The organism is Nonomuraea sp. NPDC004702, assembly GCF_053601695.1.
Genome location: NZ_JBSGCE010000007.1, coordinates 21,634 through 41,152 on the forward strand (window position 1 = coordinate 21,634; position 19,519 = coordinate 41,152).

Here is a 19,519-nt window from a genome sequence, read left to right on the forward strand (position 1 = left end):
GTCCCCTTGTCCCGATCCGGAGGCGCCGATGACAGGAATCCAGCACCAGGCTCTCGGCGCGACCTCGCATCCGCGGGCGGCACCCGGTCAGGACCGGTTCACCGCCGAGACCGAGCGGTTCCGCCGGGAACTGCTGGCGCACTGCTACCGCATGGTCGGCTCGGCGCAGGACGCCGAGGACCTGGTGCAGGAGACGTACCTGCGGGCGTGGCGGTCCTACTCCGGGTTCGAGGGCCGGGCGTCGATCCGGTCGTGGCTCTACACGATCGCCACCAACGTCTGCCTGACGGCGTTGAAGCCGCGCCCGATCCGGGTGCTGCCGTCGGGGCTGACAGGTCCGTACGACGGACTCGATCGACCGCCGAGCCCCGTCGCGCCGGGCGCGGTCTCCTGGCTGGAACCGCTGCCGGACGCATGGGTCACCGCGCCCGTCGACGATCCGGCCGCGGTGGTGGTCGCCCGCGAGTCGCTGCGGCTGGCGCTCATCGCCGGGCTCCAGCACCTGCCCGCCCGCCAGCGTGCGATCCTCATCCTGCGCGAGGTGCTCGCATTCTCGGCGGCCGAGACGGCCGAGATCCTCGGCACCACCACCGCGGCGGTCAAGAGCGGTCTGCAGCGCGCCCGCGCCCGGCTCGACGAACTGGAGCCCGAGCCCGCGGAACTGCTCGAACCGGCCGACCCACGGGCACGCGCGCTGCTCGACGGCTACGTCGCGGCCTTCGAGCGCTCCGATGTCGGCCTGCTGGAACAGGTGCTGCGCGTGGACGCCACGCTGGAGGCGACGCCGTTCCGCGACTGGCAGTCGGGCCGGGCGATGTGCCTCCACGTGCTCGACGCGTACGTGCTGGGCACACCGGGCGACTGGCGGATGATCGCGACAACCGCCAACGGCCGCCCGTCCGCCGTCGTGTACCGCCGGGACGCGGACGGCGTGCTCCGGGCCGACGGCGTCGTGGTGCTGACCCCCACCGCCACCGGCATCGCCCGTGTGATCAAGTTCCACGATCCCGCGCTGGTCACGACGTTCGGCTTCCCGGATGCGCTCATGCACTGACTCGCCGACGAGCCCACCGTGCAGGCCGTTTCGCCGCCTGCCGAAGGCGTTTCAAGCGCCTTTGACGTCTTCGGAGGGGCGGTGCTCTACTTCCTGCCATGACGCCCCTGACGAACCTCCGGCCTGCCCCCGTCATCGACGAGACGGCCCGCCTGCTGACCGAGCACTACATCTTCCCCGAGATCGCCGAGCAGCTTGCCGACCTGCTACGACGACGCCTCGCCGAGGGCGCCTACGACGTCGGCGGCGCCGAGGAGCTCGCCCGTCTGGTCACCGCGGACCTGCAGTCCGTCAACGGCGACAAACACCTGAGGCTGAAGCACCACGCCGACCCGGTGTCCCCCGAGCAGGGCGCGGCGACCCTGGAATCCATCCGCCGCGACTACGACACCTCGCTGGGCGGTGCGCCCCGGGTGGAGCTGCTCGACGGAGGGGTCGCCGTGGTGGAGCTGGCCCCGATGCTGTTCCCGCTGGACTGGGCCGCCGAACCGCTGAGCGCCGCGCTCACCTTGGCCTCCCGCGCCCAGGCGCTGATCGTGGACCTTCGCGACAACCGGGGCGGCGACCCGGACACCGTCGCCTTCGTCTGCAGTTACCTCCTGGACGAGCGCACCCACCTCAACACCATGCACTGGCGCGGCGGCGAGCGCGGCGAGCAGTCCTGGAGCCTGCCGCACGTTCCCGGCGCGCGTTTCGGCGGCAGCAAGCCTTTGTACGTGTTGTCCAGTGGCAGCACCTTCTCCGCCGCCGAGGAACTGGCCTACGACCTGCAGCAGCTCGGCCGCGCCATTGTCGTCGGCGAGCCCACCCGCGGCGGCGCGCACCCGTGCAAGGGCTGGACCGTGCACCCCCACCTGGAGGCCACCGTCCCCACCGGCCGCGCGGTCAACCCCGTCTCGGGCGCGAACTGGGAGGGCACCGGCGTGCAGCCGGACATCCCTTGCGCCGCCGCGGACTCCCTCGACCGGGCGCACGCCCTGGCCCTCGCCCGGCTGGCAGGCTGACGCGGCCGAGCTCATCGTCGGTGCGGCACCGGACGCGTAACCGGGTCACGGGTCTTCGACCGGCCACAGCCGGCAGCCCTCGGCATCCACGAACCAACCTCCTGAGACCAGGAAGGTTCCATCGGGATGGAAGGCCAGCGCAGCAGCCCTGCGGTCGGTCACGGTCGCCTTCGCCCGGCCGGTCGCCGTGTCCCACAACCGGATGCCTTCCTTGTCGGCCACTGCCAGGGTGGCGCCGTCCGGGCTGAAGGCGAGGGCATCGACGTCCGCGTTGCTGATGGTGCGCAGCCCGGTTCCGTCATCGGATGTCAGGGAGCAGCCGTGTGCGCCGCCCAGCGCGTACTGCTTCCCGTTGGGGCTCACGGCGACCGCCGAGCCTTCTCCGTCGGGGCCGATCGCCTCCAGGTCGCCGCTGCCGAGGTTCCAGCGCCAGAATCCGTCCGTCCCGTCGGCTGCGGTGAGGTCCTCCCCTGCCAGCAGGATCGAGCGGCCGTCGTCGATGAACGCCGCCGAGTTCACCGCGGAACCGGCCTTCGTGGCGAACGGCAGCTTGCGCTTCGGCTCCTTGGCTGCGACGTCCCAGACGACACAGATCTCGGCGGCTTCGAGGTTGCCGACCGGGATGTTTCCCGCGACGACGAGCTGGGCGCCGTCCGCGCTGAACGCCATCGTGCGAGCGCCGCCGACCGGCGAGGGGAGCGAGTGCGTCACCTTCCCGGTGGAGGGGTCGCGGAAGCTCAACGGCACCTTCATCCCGGCTGTCACCAGTGCGGAGCCGTCGGGGGTGAAGGCCATGGCGCCGTTGACGGAATTCTCGTCGGAGAAGTCGGCGATCATCTCGTGCGAGTCGGCGGCCCACAGCCAGCCGTCGCCGGAGATGTTGCCTCCCGCGATGGTGCGCCCGTCCGGGCTGAACGCCACCGCGTACAGATCCTCGTCGGTCAGCCGGTTGCGGCGGGACCAGAGGTTCCAGCCGATCGGGACCGCCGCGGCGCCCAGCGCGGCCAGACCGCCGAGCAGGAACCGGCGCCGGGTCGGGCGGCGCCTGCCGGCGGGCATGCCGGAGCCATCGGGTGCCTGGTGATCCGGCTGGTGCGGGTACCGCTCCGTGTCACCGGGAGCGTCCAGGGCTCGACCGTGGTCGGGATCGTGCCGGGTGCTGCCCTGGTGGGCGCCGGAATCGGAAGGCGGGACGGGCGCCAGGTCCGGCGGGGTCTGCAGCTGACGTTCGGCGATCATCGTCGCGAACGGCGGCGGAAGCCATCGGGTGGTCGTCCGGGTGGGGTCGGTGAGTTCCCTGAGAATCTCGGCCACGCCGGGACGGTCACCGGGATCCTTGGCCAGGCAGCGCTTCACCAGCTCCGTCAGGGGGGCGGGCAGGCCGGTCAGGTCGGGTTCGTCGTGGGCTATGCGGTAGACGACCGCCTCGGCCCGTCCCGCGCCGAACGGGCTGCGACCGGTGGCGGCGAACGCCAGGACGAGCCCGAGGGAGAACACATCGCTGGACGGGCCGATCTCCCTGCCTCGTGCCTGTTCCGGGGACATGAACGACGGGGTGCCGACCACCGCGCGGGAGAGGGTGTGGGAGGTGGCGTCCAGTGCACGGGCGATGCCGAAGTCGATGACGCGGGGGCCGTCGGCGGCAAGGATGACGTTGGACGGCTTGAGATCGCGGTGCACCAGGCCGCAGGCGTGGATCGCGCCGAGCCCCTCGGCCAGTCCCGCGCCCAACACGGTGATCGCCTCCGTGGGCATCGGGCCGTGCGCTTCGACGGCCTGGTGCAGGGACGGGCCGGGAATGTAGGCGGTGACCAGCCAAGGCGGGTCGGCCTCCGGGTCGGCGTCGACGAGTTGGGCGGTGTAGAACCCGCCGACCCGGCGGGCGGCTTCGGCCTCCAGGGCGAACCGGCTCCGGAACCCGGGATCGTCGGCCAGGTCGGGCCGCACCAGCTTCACCGCGACCGGGCGGCCGCCGGGAGAGCGCCCCAGGAACACCTGTCCCATCCCGCCACCACCCAGCCGCCCCTCCAGCCGATAGGCCCCCGCCTGGCGCGGATCACCCGGCCGCAAGGGCTCCGGCCAGCGCGGGAAGTTCATCGCACCTCCGTATGCAGGTCCTGGAAGCGTTCCAGCACGCGGTACGCCCGGTGGACGGAGAAGCGTTTGTCAGCTTCGCCCGCTTGCGATCCATCGGCGCACGCCCCATCGAGAAGAACACAGGTGTCTGTCCGTCGGAGATCTTTTCCGGAAAACCGTCCGCGGGGAGAGGCGTGAGCGCTGCGACTCATGCGAGTGTTGAGCCTGCTGTCCCGGGCGCAAGCGAGGGGAAGTTACCGCTTTCAGGCGCGGATGAAGCCGTTGACGATGAGCGGGAGCGACGCGTCCAGGCCGGCCACGTTCAGGACGCCTTCGTCCTTCGCGTCGCCGATCGAATGTCCCGCGGGCGTCATCGCGGCGACGACCACGCGAGCGTCGGCGTTGACGGTGCGGCGGTAGGCGTCGAGGGCCTGCGTCGGGTGGGAGCGTCCCGCCCAGGTCTCGTTGTCGGTGAAGACGATGATGCCGTCCACCTCCATGCGCTGCTCACGCGCCCACGTGAAGGGCAGTGACAGGTCCGTGCCGCCCCCGACGGCTGCCACGAGGCGATCTCGCGCAGGTTCGTGCGCGGGGTCACCTTGGAGGCGTGCACGGACGTGTCGACGTCGATGACGTGCAGGTCGCCCTTCTCGATGCGCGACAGCATGACCGCCATCGCGTTGCCCACCTCGTACGGGGAGCCGATCGGGGAACCGCCCACCCGGACACCGCCGCCCCAGCTCATCGACCCGGACGAGTCGACGGCGACCAGCAGCCGCTTCCCGGACGGCTCGACCGCGCCGAACGACAGCTCGTACGTCTGCTCCAGCGCGTCGAGGATGGCCGGGACGGGGTGCCAGGTGTGCACGTCGGCGCGCGGGTTGGGCTGCGCCTGCCCGGAGGCGTAGACGCGCATCGCGAGCCAGGCGTCCATCGGGTGGATGCGGGCGCGCAGGATCGCCTGCTGGTCGGTGAGCCGCAGCACCGCCCGCGACGTGGCGTCCGCCATCGGCTTGAGGGTGCCGAGCCGGGTCATGCGGGCCAGGTTGCGGATGAGCGCGGTCAGGCCGACGGTCTCGATCAGCGCCTCCCACACCGACGGCTCCTTCAGAACCGAGTCCGGCAGGAACTCCCACGGCACCTTCGCCTCGGTGACCACCCGGACCGCGTCCTCGGCGGTGGTGACGGCCTTCGCGGTCAGGAACCGGTCGACGGCGGGCAGCTCGTCGCGCGCCTCGTCGTCGGAGACGTTGCCGGCGATCCAGCCGAACAGCGTCCTGCGCTGGTCGGAGTCGGCGACCGGGTGGGCGATCCGCAGCACGTCCCGCAGCGCGAACGCCTCGCCCTGCGGCGTCCTGCGCTGGGCCGCCTTGCACGCCTTGAACGCGACCGCGTCGGCCTCGCCGGTGAGGAACCAGGAGCCGAGCGCCGTGCGCAGGCTCCGGCCCATCGTGGGCGCGGTGCCTCGACCGGTCGCCTTGCCGCCGAGGTTCTTGTAGTAGCCGAAGAACTGGGCCAGGTGGTCGGTGGTCCGGGCGACCTTCGCCAGGGCCTGCTTGGCCGCTCGGCGGGTGTCGGCGTCGCCCTTGGCGTAGCAGGCGGCGAGCGCGAACAGGGCCGGACGCTGCTTCGGCGCGCGCGGCGGCCGGGCCGTCGAGATGTCGGTGAGCAGCCTGACGACGCGCGGACCGTCCTCGGCGATGGCCTGGAACAGCACGCCCGCGTTGTCGGCGGTCAGCTGGTTCTCGCCCACGTAGTAGGTGCCGCCGGTGGTGCCGAGGATGAGGAAGTCCTCCAGCTTGCGCCACACGTCCTTGGCGAACGCGTAGCCGCCGGCAGCGTTCCGCACCTGGTCGGTACGGCCGGGGATCGGCTGCGTCTGCGGGGTCGCGAACGCCGAAACGCTCGCGAGAGGGTCACGTGCCATTGTCAGCTCCTTGCTTTCGACCCGCCCGAGGGCGGATATGACGAAGGGGAGCGGATGTGGTGATGTCCACCGGCCTTTATGACAGACGCTCTTCCAGCTGAGCTACCATCCGGCCTTGCCGGGTGGGCAGGACTCGAACCTGCGACAACCTGTTCCCGATAACCGACGAACTTCGACCCGCTCCCCTGCCTGTGCGCGTCAGCCTTGCCGGCGCCGGGGCTCGAACCCGGACAACTCGAATGGGAATCGATGACCGATCGAATTCGACCCGTACCGCCGGCAAGGCTGACGTGCGATCAGGTCTGGAACCGGCACGGATATGGGTGCCCCACCGGCCGTTACGGTGCTCTGCCATTGAGCTACACGGACCGGAATCCGTGGCGGGATTCGAACCCGCAACCACCGGCTTAGAAGGCGATAACCGATGAGATTCGACCCGTGCCGGCACCAGACCTGACCAGCTTCGCGCGGCCCGGAAAGGCGCGGATGTGCGTGGCGGGCACCGGAGGGTTCTTTGTTGGAGAAAGATGACCGACGCCCATTCGACCCGCGCCTTTCCGTGTCTCGCGAAGCTGATCCCACAGTAGCGATCAGCGTGCCGCATCACACCTGAATATCGCCGAGATGGGGAAATATCAGTCCATCGTCCCGAGCAATGCACCGACCCGCCCTGTTCCGGCGGACGGCGTCGTCACCGCCTGCTCGGCAGGTCAGTCCCGCGGCGGGAGGGGGCCGAGGTCGCGGGCGATCCCGGCGAGGGCCCGGACGAGTTCGTTCTCCGTGTCGCTGCGCCGGACCAGGGCGTACGGCAGCGGCCCCATGTCGGTGACCGGCAGGTGGGTGATGTCCGGGCGGATCCAGTGGCGGGTCATGTGGGCGGGGAAGAGCACGACGATCTCGGCCATGCCGGCGAGCGGGATCGCGTCTTCGGTGTCGTGGACCAGGGGTCCGCGTTCGATCGTGCGGCCGTGGCCGGTCTCGCGCGGGATGGCGGCGTCGTACCAGCAGCCGGGCCGGGTGTCGGAGCGCGGGTGCTGGAAGTCCGCGGCGATCTCCAGGGGAACCGACGTGCGGCGGGTGAGCTCGTGGCCGGCGGGGACGGCGAGCACGCGCGGTTCGGCGAACAGGACCGGTCCGACGGTGAGGTCGGGTTCGCCGATGGGCAACCAGGCGATCAGGACGTCGATGTCCCCGCGCCGCAGGGTGGCGAAGGCGCCGCTGAAGCGGCTGACGTGCAGCCGGGCCGCGGTGCGGCCGAGGTGCGGTTCCTCGGCCAGGGTCAGGAAGATCTCGATGTCACGCAGTTCCACGCCTGCTCTGCCCGCTCCTCCTGAAAGATGAGCTTTCCAGACTCATTGATCCGCGGAACGGGCGAATCACGTGCGGCGTCCCCCTAGGGAGTGGTCTGGTCGCCGGTCAGTGCCGTGCGGGCGGCGGCGAGGATGTCCTCCGACAGCGGGTCGCCCGCGGTGGCGCGGGCCAGGACGAGGGCGCCGACCATGGTGCACAGCCGTACGACGCCGTCCTGGTCGGCGGTGGCGAGCCAGGCCGCGGTGTCGCCGACCTGCTCGGTGAACACGCGGCGAGCCTCCGCGTCCCCGTGACCGCGGGCGATGTCGACGGCGAGTCCGGCGGCGGGGCAGCCGTCGGCGGCGTTGTCGCGGTGCGTGGCGGAGAGGTAGGCGTCGATGAACGCCCGCTGGGCGGCTTCGCGATCTCCCTCGTGCCGTTCGAGCGCGCCGGCGCGAACGTCGGCGTGCTCCTCGAAGGCGCGCGCGGTCGCCTCGCCGATGAGGGCTTCCTTCGAGGCGAACTGTTTGTAGAAGCCGCCGTGGGTCAGACCCGCGGCCTTCATCAGGTCGGCGACGCTGACCTCGGTGCCCTGCTCGCGGAAGAGGCGGGAGGCCGTGTCGACGACCCGCCGGCGGTTCTGCCGTGCCTGCGCCTGTGATCCGCGTCCCATCTGCGCCCCCCGTTCGGATGTCAGTTGTCATCTATCCTATGCTGCGGCAGATAGATTACGTTCATCATCTATCTTATCCGCATCAAGGAGGCAGGCATGGTTCTGAACGGCGCGGTCGCGGTGGTCACCGGTGCGAACCGGGGTCTGGGGCGCCACCTGGCCGCACAGCTGCTGGACCGCGGCGCATCGGTCTACGCGGCCGTCCGCCGCCCCGACGACCTGGACCTGCCAGGGGTCACCCCGCTGCTCCTCGACGTCACCGACCACGCGTCGATCCGGGCTGCCGCGCGGATCGCCACCGACGCGACCGTCCTGATCAACAACGCCGGGATCTCCACCGGCACGCCGCTCATCGGCGGCGACCTCGACGCGGTGCGCCGGGAACTGGAGACGAACTTCTACGGCCCCCTCGCCGTCACCAGAGCGTTCGCCCCGGTCATCGAGGCGAACGGCGGAGGTGCGATCCTGAACATCCTGTCGGTGATCTCGTGGTTGCACCCGGCGCGAGCCGGGGCGTACGCGGCGGCGAAGGCGGCCGCGTGGGCGCTGACCGACGCGGCCCGCGAGGAACTCCAGCCCAGGGGGATCAGCGTCTCGGCACTCCATGTCGGCTTCATGGACACCGACATGACCGCCGGGCTGGACGGTGTCCCGAAGGCGGACCCCGCCGACGTCGCCACCCAGGCACTCGACGGGCTCGCCGGCGGCCAGGCCGAGATCCTGGCCGACGACCTCACCCGCCGGATCCGTCAGGCTCTGGCACGAGGACCCGTCCTGACCGGCAGGTGATCGCCCGGCGCGAGCCGGGCCGCCCGTTCCGCGCGCCGCCTTCCGCCGCTCGCCGCCGGAGTCAGGCGGCGGGTGCGGCCGCGTCGGCGGCCGCGAGCGCGGCGGGGGTGGCGGTCCTCAGGAACGGCACGATGACGGCCAGGGCCGCGACGGCGAAAAGGGTGAAGGCGGGTGGACGAGGCGCTGGCTGATGGTGCGGGCCCATGCCGCCGAGGAAGGCGGCTGCGGCCACGGTCCACAGGTTGGCGGTGAACACGGGCGCGGCGACCATGGCGGCGGTGCCGATCAGGTCGGCGAGCATCGACCAGCGGCGTCCGAGCAGGCGGTTGATCGTGGTGACGGTGAGCGCGCCGACCAGGCCGCCCGCGCCGAGGGCGCTGAGCAGCAGGCCGTACTGGGCCTCTCGACGGGTGATGTGACACCTACGGCTTGGCCGGCGAGGTGATCGGGGCTGCGGAGTCCGGTATCCCCGCGTAGTCGGGCAGCTCGACGCCGTTGATCGCGCGCCCGACCAGCTCGGTGAACCATTCGCCGGTGAAATCGGGGCGCGGCTCGGCGTCCGGCCCCGGGACGACGCGGCTGCGGGCGTTCAACCGGCCGATCTCCTGGTTGGCCTCGACGAACGAGCGCATCCGCGCCTCGTAGCGGGCGAACCCGGCGTCGGGGTCCCATCCGGCGGCGGCCAGCTCTCCGGCCAGCAGGTAGGCGCCGACCAGCGCCAGCCCGGTGCCCTGCCCCGACATCGGCGAAGAGCTGAACGCCGCGTCCCCGAGCAGCCCCACCCGTCCACTCGACCAGCGGTCCATCACCACCTGGGCGACCTGGTCGAGGTAGAAGTCCGGGGTGTCGTCCAGGTGCGCGAGGATGTCCGGGGTCAACCAGCCCAGGCCCGCCATCCGCTCACGCAGCAGGACCTTCTGGGCCGCGATGTCACGGTGGTCGACGTCGAAGTCGGCCGCGGGGAAGGAGAAGATGGCCATCGCCCGGGTGGCGTCCTGGATGGGCCGCAGGAGGGCGGAGCGACCGGACTCCTGATCCTGGTACTCCAGCAGCCAGCGGTCCAGCCCGAACTTGTTGGGCACACTGTAGAAGGCCAGCACGTGCCCGAGGTGGCGGAGGAACCGCTCATGCGGGCCGAAGACCATCGCCCGCAGCGCCGAGTGCAACCCGTCGGCCCCGACCACCAGGTCGAAGCGCCGCCGGTCGCCGCCCGCGAAGACCACGTCGACCCCGTCCGCGTCCTGGGCGAGCTCCGCGATCCGGTCGCCGAAGACGTACTCGACGCCGTCGCGGGTGTCGTCGTAGAGCAGCTGGGACAGGTCCCCGCGCAGGATCTCGATGTCCGCGATGTACCCGTCGCCACCGTCGTCGTCGGCACGGAAGGTCTCCAGCACGTGCCCGTCCGCGTCCACGGTGTGGGCGCCGGCGGTGTCGGTGCACGCCGCGCGCACCGCCGCGTCCAGCCCCATGCGCACGATGACCTCCTTGGCGACCCCGCGCGCGTCCACCGCCTGCCCGCCGGGACGCAGCTCGGCGGCCCGCTCCACCACGGTCACCTCGGCCCCCCGCCGGCGCAGCCAGTGGGCCAGCGCGGGTCCCGCGATGCTGGCCCCCGCCACCAGCACCCGGGGACCGCTCGCCCGCTGCTCGCCGGTCCGGATGGTGTGCTCCTGCTCGGAGTCGTCAACGCTCATCACTGCCTCCATGTGCTTCCTCCCGCGCTGAACGTTCCCAGCACAGGGCCACCGCTGCCGGTGTGTCCAGCCGTATCGACCACGCGTCCGCACAGAACTCATCGGCGCGACCGAAGTCGCGTCCACGCTCCCGCGCCGGGTGCCCTCCGGGCCCTGCGATCCTGCGCTCAGGTGAGGCTGAAGGGTGCCGGTTCCACGTCGAGCTCTCTCATCGCCTCGACATAGAGCCGGTAGCGTCGACGGGCCTCACCATGGCGGCGGGCCTTGGTCAACGTCCGAACCAGGTCCAGGTGGGCCGCCTCGTCGTAGGCATCCCGTTCGAGCAGCCGGAGCAGGTAGCGCACCGCTCCGTCGGGGTCGTCGGCCGCCGCCGCGAGCGAGGCCAGCTCGCGAAGCAGGGCCTGGTGCACGGCGCGGGCCTCCTCACGAAGAGGCTCCAGCCACTCGGCGTAAGGAGAGTCCTCGCAGACGTCCCCGGTGTAGCGGGCTTCGGCCGCGACGAGCAGATCCTCGTCCTCGGCGGCGAGCGCCTCGGCGGCGGCGCAGAGGAACTCCTCGACATCGGTACGGAGTCCGACCAGCTGGATGCTGTACTTGTCGGCGCGCACGAACTCCCCCGGGCCGAACTTCCGTTGCGGATCCAGGACCGAGCGCACGGTGGACAGAGCGACCGAAAGCCGGTTGGCGCAGGACGCGGGCTCCTCACCCGGCCAGAGGATCTCCATCGCCGCTTCCCGGGCGACAGTGCGGCCGCGTTGGCACGCCAGCCAGGTCAGCAGGTCGCGCGCCTTGCGGGACTGCCATTCGACAGCGCCGCCGCGGCGGCTGAGCCGTACTCCGCCCAGCATGCACAACCGCACGGCGTCCTGGTCGAGGAGCGTGATCACGCGGAGCAGGCCGGCGCCGGAGCCGTGCGGCCCGCGGACGCCGGCGCGGCGGAGCTCCTGCTCCGCCTCGTCGAGGCCGGAGCCGCTGAGCCGCGCGCGGGCGAAGGCGTTACGCGCGATGTCCACAGGGCTGCCGATCTGCGCCCAGATCTCCGCTGCGGAGGCCAGCAGGTCTGCCCGCTCGCCCGGGGATTCGGCCACGGTGAAGGCCGACAGTTCCAGGGCTTCGGCGATCTTGGCCCGGTCGCGGCGGCTGACGGCCGCCTCGTGGGCGGATCGGGCGTAGGCGCCGGCTTTGGTCCGGTCGCCGGTCTCCGCCCAGACCCAGCCGGCGGCCAGGAGCGCGTCCACCCGGCTGGAGCCGCCGCCTGCCGCGACCGCGCGTTCGGCCAGCTGTACGGCCAGCGCCGGATCGTCGACCGCGTGGACACGGGCCAGTCCGGCCAGGACCGTCTGGGTCAGATGGGCGTTTCGGAGTTGTTCGGCATGCTTCAGGGAGTTCTCGAAGCTGATCCGGGCATGCATCAGCTCCCCGCGCTCCAGATAGACCTGGCCGAGCCCCGCCAGTGGGTGACCGAGCTTGTCGCTGCCCACCCGGCTGAAGATGTCGCGGGCCCGTCGGAAGTCGGCCAGGGCTTCGTCGAGCCTGCCCAGGCCCATGAGCGCCTCGGCGCGGTTGTGCAGGGCGATCGCGGTCTGGACGGGGTCGCCGACCAGGTCCGCTCGCCGTACCGAGAGGTCGGAGTCGGCGATGGCCTCGTCGTAGCGGGCCTCCTCCGTGCGGCTCGCGGCGCGGTTGGCCAGGACGCGCGCCGACAGCAGCAGGTCTCCCGCGCTCTCCGCGGCGGCGAGGGCGAGGGCGCTGTGCCGTTCGCTTCCGGCCCCGTCGCCGGCGTCGTGGGTGACCATGGCCAGCGCGGTGTGGGCGCAGGCGGCAGCGCGTTCGTCCTGGCAGCGGGTGGCCATCGCCAGGGCCTGTTCGGCCAGCTGGGTCGCCTCCGCGCTCTCGCCGACCAGCCAGCGAGCGCTGGCGGACCAGGCCAGCAACATCGCCCGGTCGGAGGAGCTCGACGAGGGCAGCGGAAACGCCGAGCCGTCGAAGCCGCCGGCCAGCTCGAACGTCGACAATGCCGCCTTGTAGTCCCCCCGCTGGTAATAGATCATCCCCATCCGCCAGGCCACCGCGGGGTCGGTGGCGTCGACACGGCGAAGGCACTCCAGCGCGCCGGCCCAGTCCCCCTGAACCTGGCGGGCCCGCCCCTCGGCCAGATTCACGGCACACGTCCGCCACTCCTCCGGTACGGCGACGCAGGCCCGGACGAGCTCAGCCGCGTGCCCCTCGGCAAGCAGCGACGCATGCCACCTTTCGATCATCGCCACCCGATGGCCGGGCTCGGCACAAACCGCCAGCGCCTCCCGGACGAACCCATGCGACTCATACCAATGGGCCGCCGCCGCCCCCCGTCCGGCATCGCCCATGAACTCCCTGACCAGGGTGGACACCACATAGCCCTGATCGCTGGGCGTGATCAGGATGTGCTGAGCGGCCAGAGCGCGGAGCTCCTCGCGGGAGACGGCGACCCCCATCGCCTGGCACAGCTCGTGAGTGAACCACGGCAGCCGAGCGGTCGCGCGGAGGAACTCCTCATGCTCGTCCTTCACCACCTCCTCGACCAGATAGTCGAACACCGGCGTAGCGGCGATCCGTTTGGCACGGTCCGACCGGGGCAGGCCGCTCAGCCAGCTCAACGTGAGCCGTACGGCGACCGGCCACCCCTTGGTCAGCTCCTGAACCTCCTCCGCCAGGTCGTCCGCCCCCAGGACGATCGAGGCGAGCGAGCGGGTCTCGGCAGGAGTGAAGGCCAGCTGTTCGGCCGACACCTGGAAGACATGGCCGAGGCCGCGCATGCGCTGGATCGGGAAGGGCACGGCGGAGCGTGAGATCAACACCAGGTGAAGGTCGTCGCCGCCGTGGTGACAGAGCTCTTCGAGCAGGCGCGCCCCGGGGGTGCCCGGCTCGATCCGCTCCACCTCGTCGATGACGAGGACGGTCGGCCGGCAGACGGCGGCGGCCAGTTCGGTGGCGAGCCCGGCCGAGCGGATCCACCCGGCCGGCGCGCCCAGGGCCTGGCAGATCTCTTCGATCAGGGTGGCGTCGTCGGCCCAGGTCAGCCACGTCACCGGTTGATCAGGCCGGGCCCGCGTCCAGCCGCGTACGGCTGAGGTTTTGCCGCCGCCCGGGCCCGCGGTCACCACGGTGAGCCGGTGTCGCGGGATCTGATCGAAAAGGGCGGTGAGTTGCGCTCGTGCCAGCAGAGGCTCGGTCGCCGTCACAGCGAGAAGTATCTGCCGGGCTGGACTTCAAGGCAACCGAAAGATCCATTTCTTCCGGAGGCCGAGGGCAGGCTCGCGATGCTCCGCCACAGCAACGGGCCGACCGTGGAGTTCGACGACAGCCGGCCCTCCGGCGACGTGGGCATCGTCCAGACATCGGCCGCGCCGAACGGTCACCAAGGAATCGGTGGAGGCCGACGGCCTCGCCGCCCCCGCGGTCCCGACCATGTCCGGCGCGGGAGTGGCGGCCGCTCCCGCGCCGGCCCCGGCCGCTGTCGTCCTGGGCGTCAGCCGCTGGGGAAGCCGGGCGCCGAGACGCTGCCGCCCCACGGGGGCAGCCGGTAGGCGGCGAGCTTGCGGATCTTGCCGGTGGTCACGTCGATGGCGTAGGCGATGTCTCCGAGGTCGGGCCACCGGTCGGAGCCCGGGTCCCGTATGGCGGTGCCCAGGGCCAGGACCTCACGCTCGTTGAGCCAGTATCCGAGCCGGTGCGGATTCAGCTGCCGCGGCGGGTCGAGCTTGACCTCGGACCTGACCTGGCCGCTCGCCCGGTCCACGGTGACGATCTTGTCGTACGGCTCGCTGTTCGTCACGGTCTCCCCCTTCGCCGCCGGGCCGGTCAGCATGGCCACGGTCGTGCCGTCCGGGCCGACGGCCCCCGTCAGCGCCCAGGTCTTCGGCTCGGCGAAGACCGTCACCTTGCCGTCCGAGAGCACGCCGAACCGGCCGTCCTCGTGCTCCACGACCATGGGGACGCCCTCGTCGGCGGGATAGAGGGATTGCCAGCCCTTGGGCAACTCCTCGACGACCCGCCCGCTCTCCACGTCCACGACGACCTGGGGGATGCCGACCAGGTTCAGGCCGAGCCGGCGCCCGTCCGGCGAGAAGGTGATCAGCCCGCCGCCCTTGACCATGGCCTTGCGCCTGACCACCTGGGGGATGTCCCAGACCTGGCCGGTGTCGAGCTCGCGAACGGCGAAGCGTTCACGCTCGGGGACGTAGTAGGCGATGCGGCGTCCGTCGCGGGAGATCGCCAGCGGGGCGGCGGTGTTCATGTAGTTCTTCTTGGTCTGGTCGGTGTAGACGCTCAGCGCATCGGCGACCCGGTACCGGGTTCCGTCCCGCAGGACCACCTTCCACTGCAGGCACGTCTCGTCGGCCACCGGCGCGTTGTCCGCGCCGGGCTTCCATGCGTCCTGGCCGAAGTCGTAGTAGGCGTAGCGCACCGGCCCCACCCCGGACGCGGGCAGCACGGCGCGGACGGGGACGAGGTCCTCCGGCGACGGTGTCGGCCCCGCGGGAACGCCGCGGAAGGTCGGAGCGGACGAGGGCGTACCCCTCGTGACGGCGCCGACGTCGGCGGGCCCGCCGGGATTGACGAGAAGGGTGACGGCCAGCGTCAGTGCGGCGACGGCCGCGACCGCGGAGCCGCTGATCAGAGTCGTTCGCGTACGCCGGGCGCCCCGCAGCGCGACCTCGGCGAGATCGACGTCGGGCGCCTGCCGGGCGATCGCGTCGAGCTCGTCACGGAACCTCGTCATCGCGGCACCTCCACCGGATCGATTTCGGACAACAGACCGGCCAGTTCGGGCGCGAGGACGCGCAGGCGGCCCAGGGCGTAGTGGGTCTGGCTCTTGACCGTGCCGGCCGAACAGCCCAGCGCCTCGGCGGTCTCCTCGACGCTGAGGTCCTCGTAGAAACGCAGCACGAGGACGGCGCGCTGCCGTGGAGTCAGCCGGACGAGCGCCTGTTGCAGGACCATCCGGTGCAGCCCGGCGGACTCCGGATCGTAGGCCGGTTCCGGCGGGCTGCTGGTCAGGATGTCCGTGCGCCTGCGCCGCAGCCAGGACACGTGCTCGTTGACCAGGGCCCGCCGGGCGTATGCCTCGGGGTTGCCGTCCTTGGCCAGCTTGGGCCAGTGTCGGGCGATCCGGGTCAGCACGGTCTGCAGGAGGTCCTCAGCCCGGTGGGCGTCTCCCGTGAGCAGGTACGCGGTGCGCATCAACGCCTGTTGGCGGGCGCTGACGAACTCCCTGAATCCCTCATATTTGTCCATGCGACTCCTTCCGCCCTAATGAACGCAGGACCTCGGAAGCCGGTTGGAGGCGATCCACCCCCGATGCGCGCGTCCCGTCCTGCTCACCAGGTGACCGGGAGTTCGTGCACGCCGTAGATGACGGCGTCGGTCTTGAACGGCAGGTCCCCGGCCGGTGCGGCGAGGCGCAGGGTGGGGATGCGGCGGAACAGGGTGTCGAAGACGATCCGCAGTTCCATCCGGGCCAGGTTCTGGCCCAGGCACTGGTGCGGGCCGAAGCCGAAGGCGAGGTGGTGGCGGGCGCCGCGCTCGACGTCGAGTTCGCCCGGGTCCTTGAACACCGCCGGGTCCCAGTTGGCCGACAACATCGAGACGATGACGCCCTCGCCCGCCTTGATGCGCACCCCGCCGATCTCCACGTCTTCGGTGGCGAGCCGGGAGGTGACCCCGTCGGCGATGGTGAAGTAGCGCAGCAGTTCCTCCACGGCCATCGGCGTCCTGTCCGGGTCGGCCTTGACCAGGGCCAGCTGCTCCGGATGCGTCAGCAGCCCGACCACGCCGAGCGAGATCATGTTCGCCGTGGTCTCGTGCCCGGCGGTCAGCAGCAGGAAGGCCAGGCTGACCAGGGCCGCGTGGTCGAGGACGCCCTCCTGGCGTTGCCGGGCGATCTGCCGGCCGAACAGGTCATCGCCGGGTTCGGACTCCTTGCGCGTGACCAGGTCGTCGAGGTAGGCGCGTAGTTCGGCGAAGGCGCGCCGGCGCTCTTCCAGGGAGGTCCGCCGCACCATCATGGCGGTGCGGCTCTGGAAGAAGTCGTGGTCGGCGTACGGGACGCCGAGCATTTCGCAGATCACCAGGGAGGGCACCGGCAGCGACAGCGCCCGCACCAGGTCGGCCGGCCGCTGGTCGGCGGCGAGCAGGTCGTCGATGACGTGGTCGACGATGTCCTGGATCCGCGGGCGCAGCGCGGCCAGCCGCCGCACGGTGAACTCGCCGATCACGGGACGGCGGGCCGCGGCGTGTTCGGCGCCGTCCATGCCGAGCATCAGCGGGGGCTGGCTGCGCAGCTGCTGCAGAGTGGCCGCGTCGAGGGTGTAGAGCGGGAAGCCGTCCTTGCGCTTGTCGGAGGAGAAGCGGCCGTCGGCGAGGACGGCCCGGCCCTCCTCGTGCCCGGACACCCACCACGCCTGGCCTCCGCCGGCCAACCGGATCTTGCTGATCGGCGCCTGCTCGCGCAGTCGTTCGTAGGCGGCGGGCGGGCTGAACGGGCAGCCGCGCTCGACCGGCAGTTCCAGGTCGGCGAGTTCGCCGGTGTGGGCGACGTTCTCTGTCATGAATGACCTCCCAGCATGAGATCTGGTGAATGTGTTGCCGCTTGTGCGGGTTCAGCGCAGGGTGAGCGGAGTCTCCGATGCGATGCGGGTCAGCTTCCGCGGGTTGCGGACGTAGTAGAGGCCGGTGACGCGGGCGTGCTCGACGCGGGCCGCCATGACGCCGTCGATGTCGCCGTCCACGCGCAGGAGGAGCGCCGGGTTGCCGTTGACCACGGTGGGTTCGGCGGTGAGGGTGATCCGGGCCTTGCCGAGGCCGCCGACGATCATGCGGGCCACCTTGCCCGCGCCGGTGATCGGCTGCGGAGCGGCCCGCTTGACGCCGCCGCCGTCGCTGATCAGGACGACGTCCGGGGCCAGCACGTCGAGCAGGCCCTGCAGGTCCCTGGTCTCGACCGCGCGCCGGAACGAGGCCAGCACCGCCCGGGTCTCGTCCGGGGAGGCCGCCTCGCGCGGGCGGCGGGCGTCGACGTGCCGGCGGGCGCGGTGCGCGATCTGGCGCACGGTCGCCGGGGTCTTGCCGACCGCGGCCGCGATCTCGTCGTAGCCGACGTCGAAGACCTCGCGCAGTACGAAGACGGCTCGTTCGGTCGGCGACAGCGTCTCCAGCACGAGCATCAGCGCCATCGACACGCTCTCGGCGAGCTCGACGTCCTCGGCCACGTCCGGCGCGGTGAGCAGGGGTTCGGGGAGCCAAGGGCCGACGTACGCCTCCTTGCGGCGCTTCATCACGCGCAGCCGGTCCAGCGCGCGCCGGGTGGCGATCCGCACCAGGTAGGCCCGCTGGTCGACCACTTGCCCGAGGTCGACCTTGACCCAGCGCAGCCAGGTTTCCTGCAGGGCGTCCTCGGTGTCGGCCACCGAGCCGAGCATCTCGTAGACGACGGTGAACAGCAGGTTGTGATGGACGAGGAACGCCTCCGTCGCCGGGTCCGTCCGTCGGCCGTCGGCCGTCGGCCGGGCTGCGCCTGTCGTCGCGTCCCTGCGCTCGTTCATCCCTGGCTCCTGCCTGTCGCCCTCGCAAATCCTGCTCCATGCACTAGGCGTCGGCTCACCCCGCCGTGTGACAGCCGTGACCGGTGACCCACGTCACATGGCCGCACTGTCACAGAGGCGAGGGCGCCGACGCCCCACTCAGCAGGAGCAAGCGAACCGACAGGAGCACCACATGAAGCACCGCGTCGTCGTCCTCGGCGCCGGCTATGCCGGGGCCTACGTGGCCGGGAACCTGGCCCGCCGGCTGTCCCCGGCGGACACCGAGATCACCGTGGTCAACGCCGAGCCGGACTTCGTCGAGCGGCTGCGGCTGCACCAGCTCGCGGCCGGCCGGCAGATCGAGGCTCACAAGCTCGCCGACGTCTTCGCGGGCACGGGCATACGGCTGCGCCTGGCCCGGGTGACCGCCGTCGACCCCGAGCGCCAGATCGTCCACAGCGACGCCGGCGAACTCGGCTACGACACGCTCGTCTACGCGCTCGGCAGCGGCGTCGCCGACCGCGGCGTACCCGGCGTGGCCGAGCACGCCTTCCACGTCACCGCCCGGCCCGCGGCGCTGCGCCTGCGCGAGCGCCTGGACGGCCTGGTCAGGCAGGCCGAGGGCGGGAGGGTGCTGGTCGTCGGCGACGGGCTGACCGGCATCGAGACCGCCACCGAGTTCGCCGAATCCCGGCCCGGCCTGTCGGTGACGCTCATCGCCCATGGCCGGCTCGGCGCCCGGCTCTCCGCCGGAGCCCGCGGCCACCTGCGTCGGGCCTGCGACCGGCTGGGCGTCACCGTCCTGGAGCACACCAGCGTCGAAGCAGTCGAGGCATCAGGGGTGCTGTGCGCCGACGGCACCGTCCTGGCAGCCGGCGCGACCGTCTGGACCGCCGGGTTCGCGGTCAGCCCCATCGCCGCCGCCGCCGGGCTGGAGGTCACCGGCAACGGGCAGATCATCGTCGATGACACCATGCGGTCGGTCTCGCACCCGAACGTCTACGCCGCCGGCGACAGCGCCCACGCCACGGGCGACAACGGCCGGCCGCTGCCGATGTCCTGCGCGTCGGCCGGCTCCACCGGCCGGCGGGCCACGGACGCGATCGTGGCACGCCTGACCGGCCGCGACATCGCGAAGAGCAAGCTGCACTACCCGGGCAACCACATCAGCCTCGGACGGCGGGACGGCATCCTCCAGCTCGTCGACGACGAAGCGCAGGCGAAACCGAAGTACGTGGGCGGCCGGAAGGCCGCGCGGATCAAGTCCGGCATCCTCCAGATCTCGCTGTGGGGCATCTCGCACCCGACCTTCGGCCTGCCCAAGCGCCGGCACCGTCTGCCCGCCGCGCCGGACGCGTCCGCCGAGCAGGCGCTCACGTGACCGCCTCCTTGATCGCTTCGACACCACCGCCGCGGCCGACGGCCGGGCGGACCGGCTCAGGTGCGGAAC

General features: G+C 71.6%; 15 protein-coding genes and 1 pseudogene. 4 read left to right on the forward strand and 12 right to left on the reverse strand.

Translation table 11 applies throughout. The features are described 5' to 3' along the window. The first annotated feature begins 28 nt into the window (after positions 1-28). Together ACWEJ6_RS11480 and ACWEJ6_RS11485 are read left to right on the forward strand one after the other, a co-directional pair. A complete protein-coding gene (locus ACWEJ6_RS11480; protein ID WP_452423131.1) occupies positions 29-1,054 on the forward strand; it encodes an RNA polymerase subunit sigma-70 in 1,026 nt (341 codons plus the stop codon). 98 nt (positions 1,055-1,152) lie between these two features. Continuing rightward, a complete protein-coding gene (locus ACWEJ6_RS11485; RefSeq protein ID WP_452423133.1) occupies positions 1,153-2,058 on the forward strand; it encodes a S41 family peptidase in 906 nt (301 codons plus the stop codon). A 45-nt stretch (positions 2,059-2,103) separates the two neighbouring features. On the opposite strand, the gene ACWEJ6_RS11490 is transcribed toward ACWEJ6_RS11485, so the two are convergent. The 5 genes and pseudogenes from ACWEJ6_RS11490 to ACWEJ6_RS11510 all read right to left on the reverse strand — a co-directional run bounded on the left by ACWEJ6_RS11490 (position 2,104) and on the right by ACWEJ6_RS11510 (position 8,024). Then, on the reverse strand, positions 2,104-4,155 hold the full coding sequence (locus ACWEJ6_RS11490; protein ID WP_452423135.1) for a WD40 repeat domain-containing serine/threonine protein kinase: 2,052 nt from the start codon (positions 4,153-4,155) through the stop codon (positions 2,104-2,106). 242 nt (positions 4,156-4,397) lie between these two features. After that, positions 4,398-4,697, reverse strand: coding sequence for a hypothetical protein (locus tag ACWEJ6_RS11495; RefSeq protein ID WP_452423137.1), 300 nt, complete (start codon positions 4,695-4,697; stop codon positions 4,398-4,400). A gap of 365 nt (positions 4,698-5,062) precedes the next feature. Next, positions 5,063-6,061: pseudogene (locus ACWEJ6_RS11500) on the reverse strand (TROVE domain-containing protein); the annotation flags it as partial. A 710-nt stretch (positions 6,062-6,771) separates the two neighbouring features. After that, on the reverse strand, positions 6,772-7,371 hold the full coding sequence (locus ACWEJ6_RS11505) for a LysR substrate-binding domain-containing protein (protein ID WP_452423139.1): 600 nt from the start codon (positions 7,369-7,371) through the stop codon (positions 6,772-6,774). Between the two features lie 83 nt (positions 7,372-7,454). Then, positions 7,455-8,024, reverse strand: coding sequence for a TetR/AcrR family transcriptional regulator (locus ACWEJ6_RS11510; protein WP_452423141.1), 570 nt, complete (start codon positions 8,022-8,024; stop codon positions 7,455-7,457). Positions 8,025-8,120: 96 nt separating this feature from the next. Here ACWEJ6_RS11510 and ACWEJ6_RS11515 point away from each other — a divergent pair, with 96 nt between their 5' ends. Beyond that, positions 8,121-8,813, forward strand: a complete 693-nt coding sequence (locus ACWEJ6_RS11515; RefSeq protein ID WP_452423143.1) for an SDR family oxidoreductase — start codon at positions 8,121-8,123, stop codon at positions 8,811-8,813. A 61-nt stretch (positions 8,814-8,874) separates the two neighbouring features. On the opposite strand, the gene ACWEJ6_RS11520 is transcribed toward ACWEJ6_RS11515, so the two are convergent. From ACWEJ6_RS11520 to ACWEJ6_RS11550, 7 genes are all read right to left on the reverse strand, one after another. Next, positions 8,875-9,114 (reverse strand): hypothetical protein, encoded by a 240-nt coding sequence (locus ACWEJ6_RS11520; RefSeq protein WP_452423145.1) that lies wholly within the window; start codon positions 9,112-9,114, stop codon positions 8,875-8,877. A gap of 121 nt (positions 9,115-9,235) precedes the next feature. Continuing rightward, on the reverse strand, positions 9,236-10,507 hold the full coding sequence (locus tag ACWEJ6_RS11525) for an FAD-dependent monooxygenase (protein WP_452423147.1): 1,272 nt from the start codon (positions 10,505-10,507) through the stop codon (positions 9,236-9,238). Between the two features lie 167 nt (positions 10,508-10,674). Beyond that, on the reverse strand, positions 10,675-13,728 hold the full coding sequence (locus ACWEJ6_RS11530; protein ID WP_452423149.1) for a tetratricopeptide repeat protein: 3,054 nt from the start codon (positions 13,726-13,728) through the stop codon (positions 10,675-10,677). A 287-nt stretch (positions 13,729-14,015) separates the two neighbouring features. Continuing rightward, positions 14,016-15,269, reverse strand: a complete 1,254-nt coding sequence (locus tag ACWEJ6_RS11535; protein ID WP_452423151.1) for a hypothetical protein — start codon at positions 15,267-15,269, stop codon at positions 14,016-14,018. Continuing rightward, a complete protein-coding gene (locus ACWEJ6_RS11540; RefSeq protein ID WP_452423153.1) occupies positions 15,266-15,784 on the reverse strand; it encodes a SigE family RNA polymerase sigma factor in 519 nt (172 codons plus the stop codon). The genes ACWEJ6_RS11535 and ACWEJ6_RS11540 overlap by 4 nt, the downstream gene beginning before the upstream one ends. Positions 15,785-15,867: 83 nt before the next feature. After that, the gene (locus ACWEJ6_RS11545; protein ID WP_452423155.1) at positions 15,868-17,097 is read right to left on the reverse strand and encodes a cytochrome P450; all 1,230 of its coding nucleotides are present in this window, start codon (positions 17,095-17,097) and stop codon (positions 15,868-15,870) included. Positions 17,098-17,148: 51 nt separating this feature from the next. Next, positions 17,149-18,090 (reverse strand): RNA polymerase sigma-70 factor, encoded by a 942-nt coding sequence (locus ACWEJ6_RS11550; RefSeq protein ID WP_452423157.1) that lies wholly within the window; start codon positions 18,088-18,090, stop codon positions 17,149-17,151. A 172-nt stretch (positions 18,091-18,262) separates the two neighbouring features. Between ACWEJ6_RS11550 and ACWEJ6_RS11555 the strand changes: the two genes are divergently transcribed. Next, positions 18,263-19,450, forward strand: a complete 1,188-nt coding sequence (locus ACWEJ6_RS11555; RefSeq protein ID WP_452423159.1) for an NAD(P)/FAD-dependent oxidoreductase — start codon at positions 18,263-18,265, stop codon at positions 19,448-19,450. Positions 19,451-19,519: the final 69 nt, after the last annotated feature.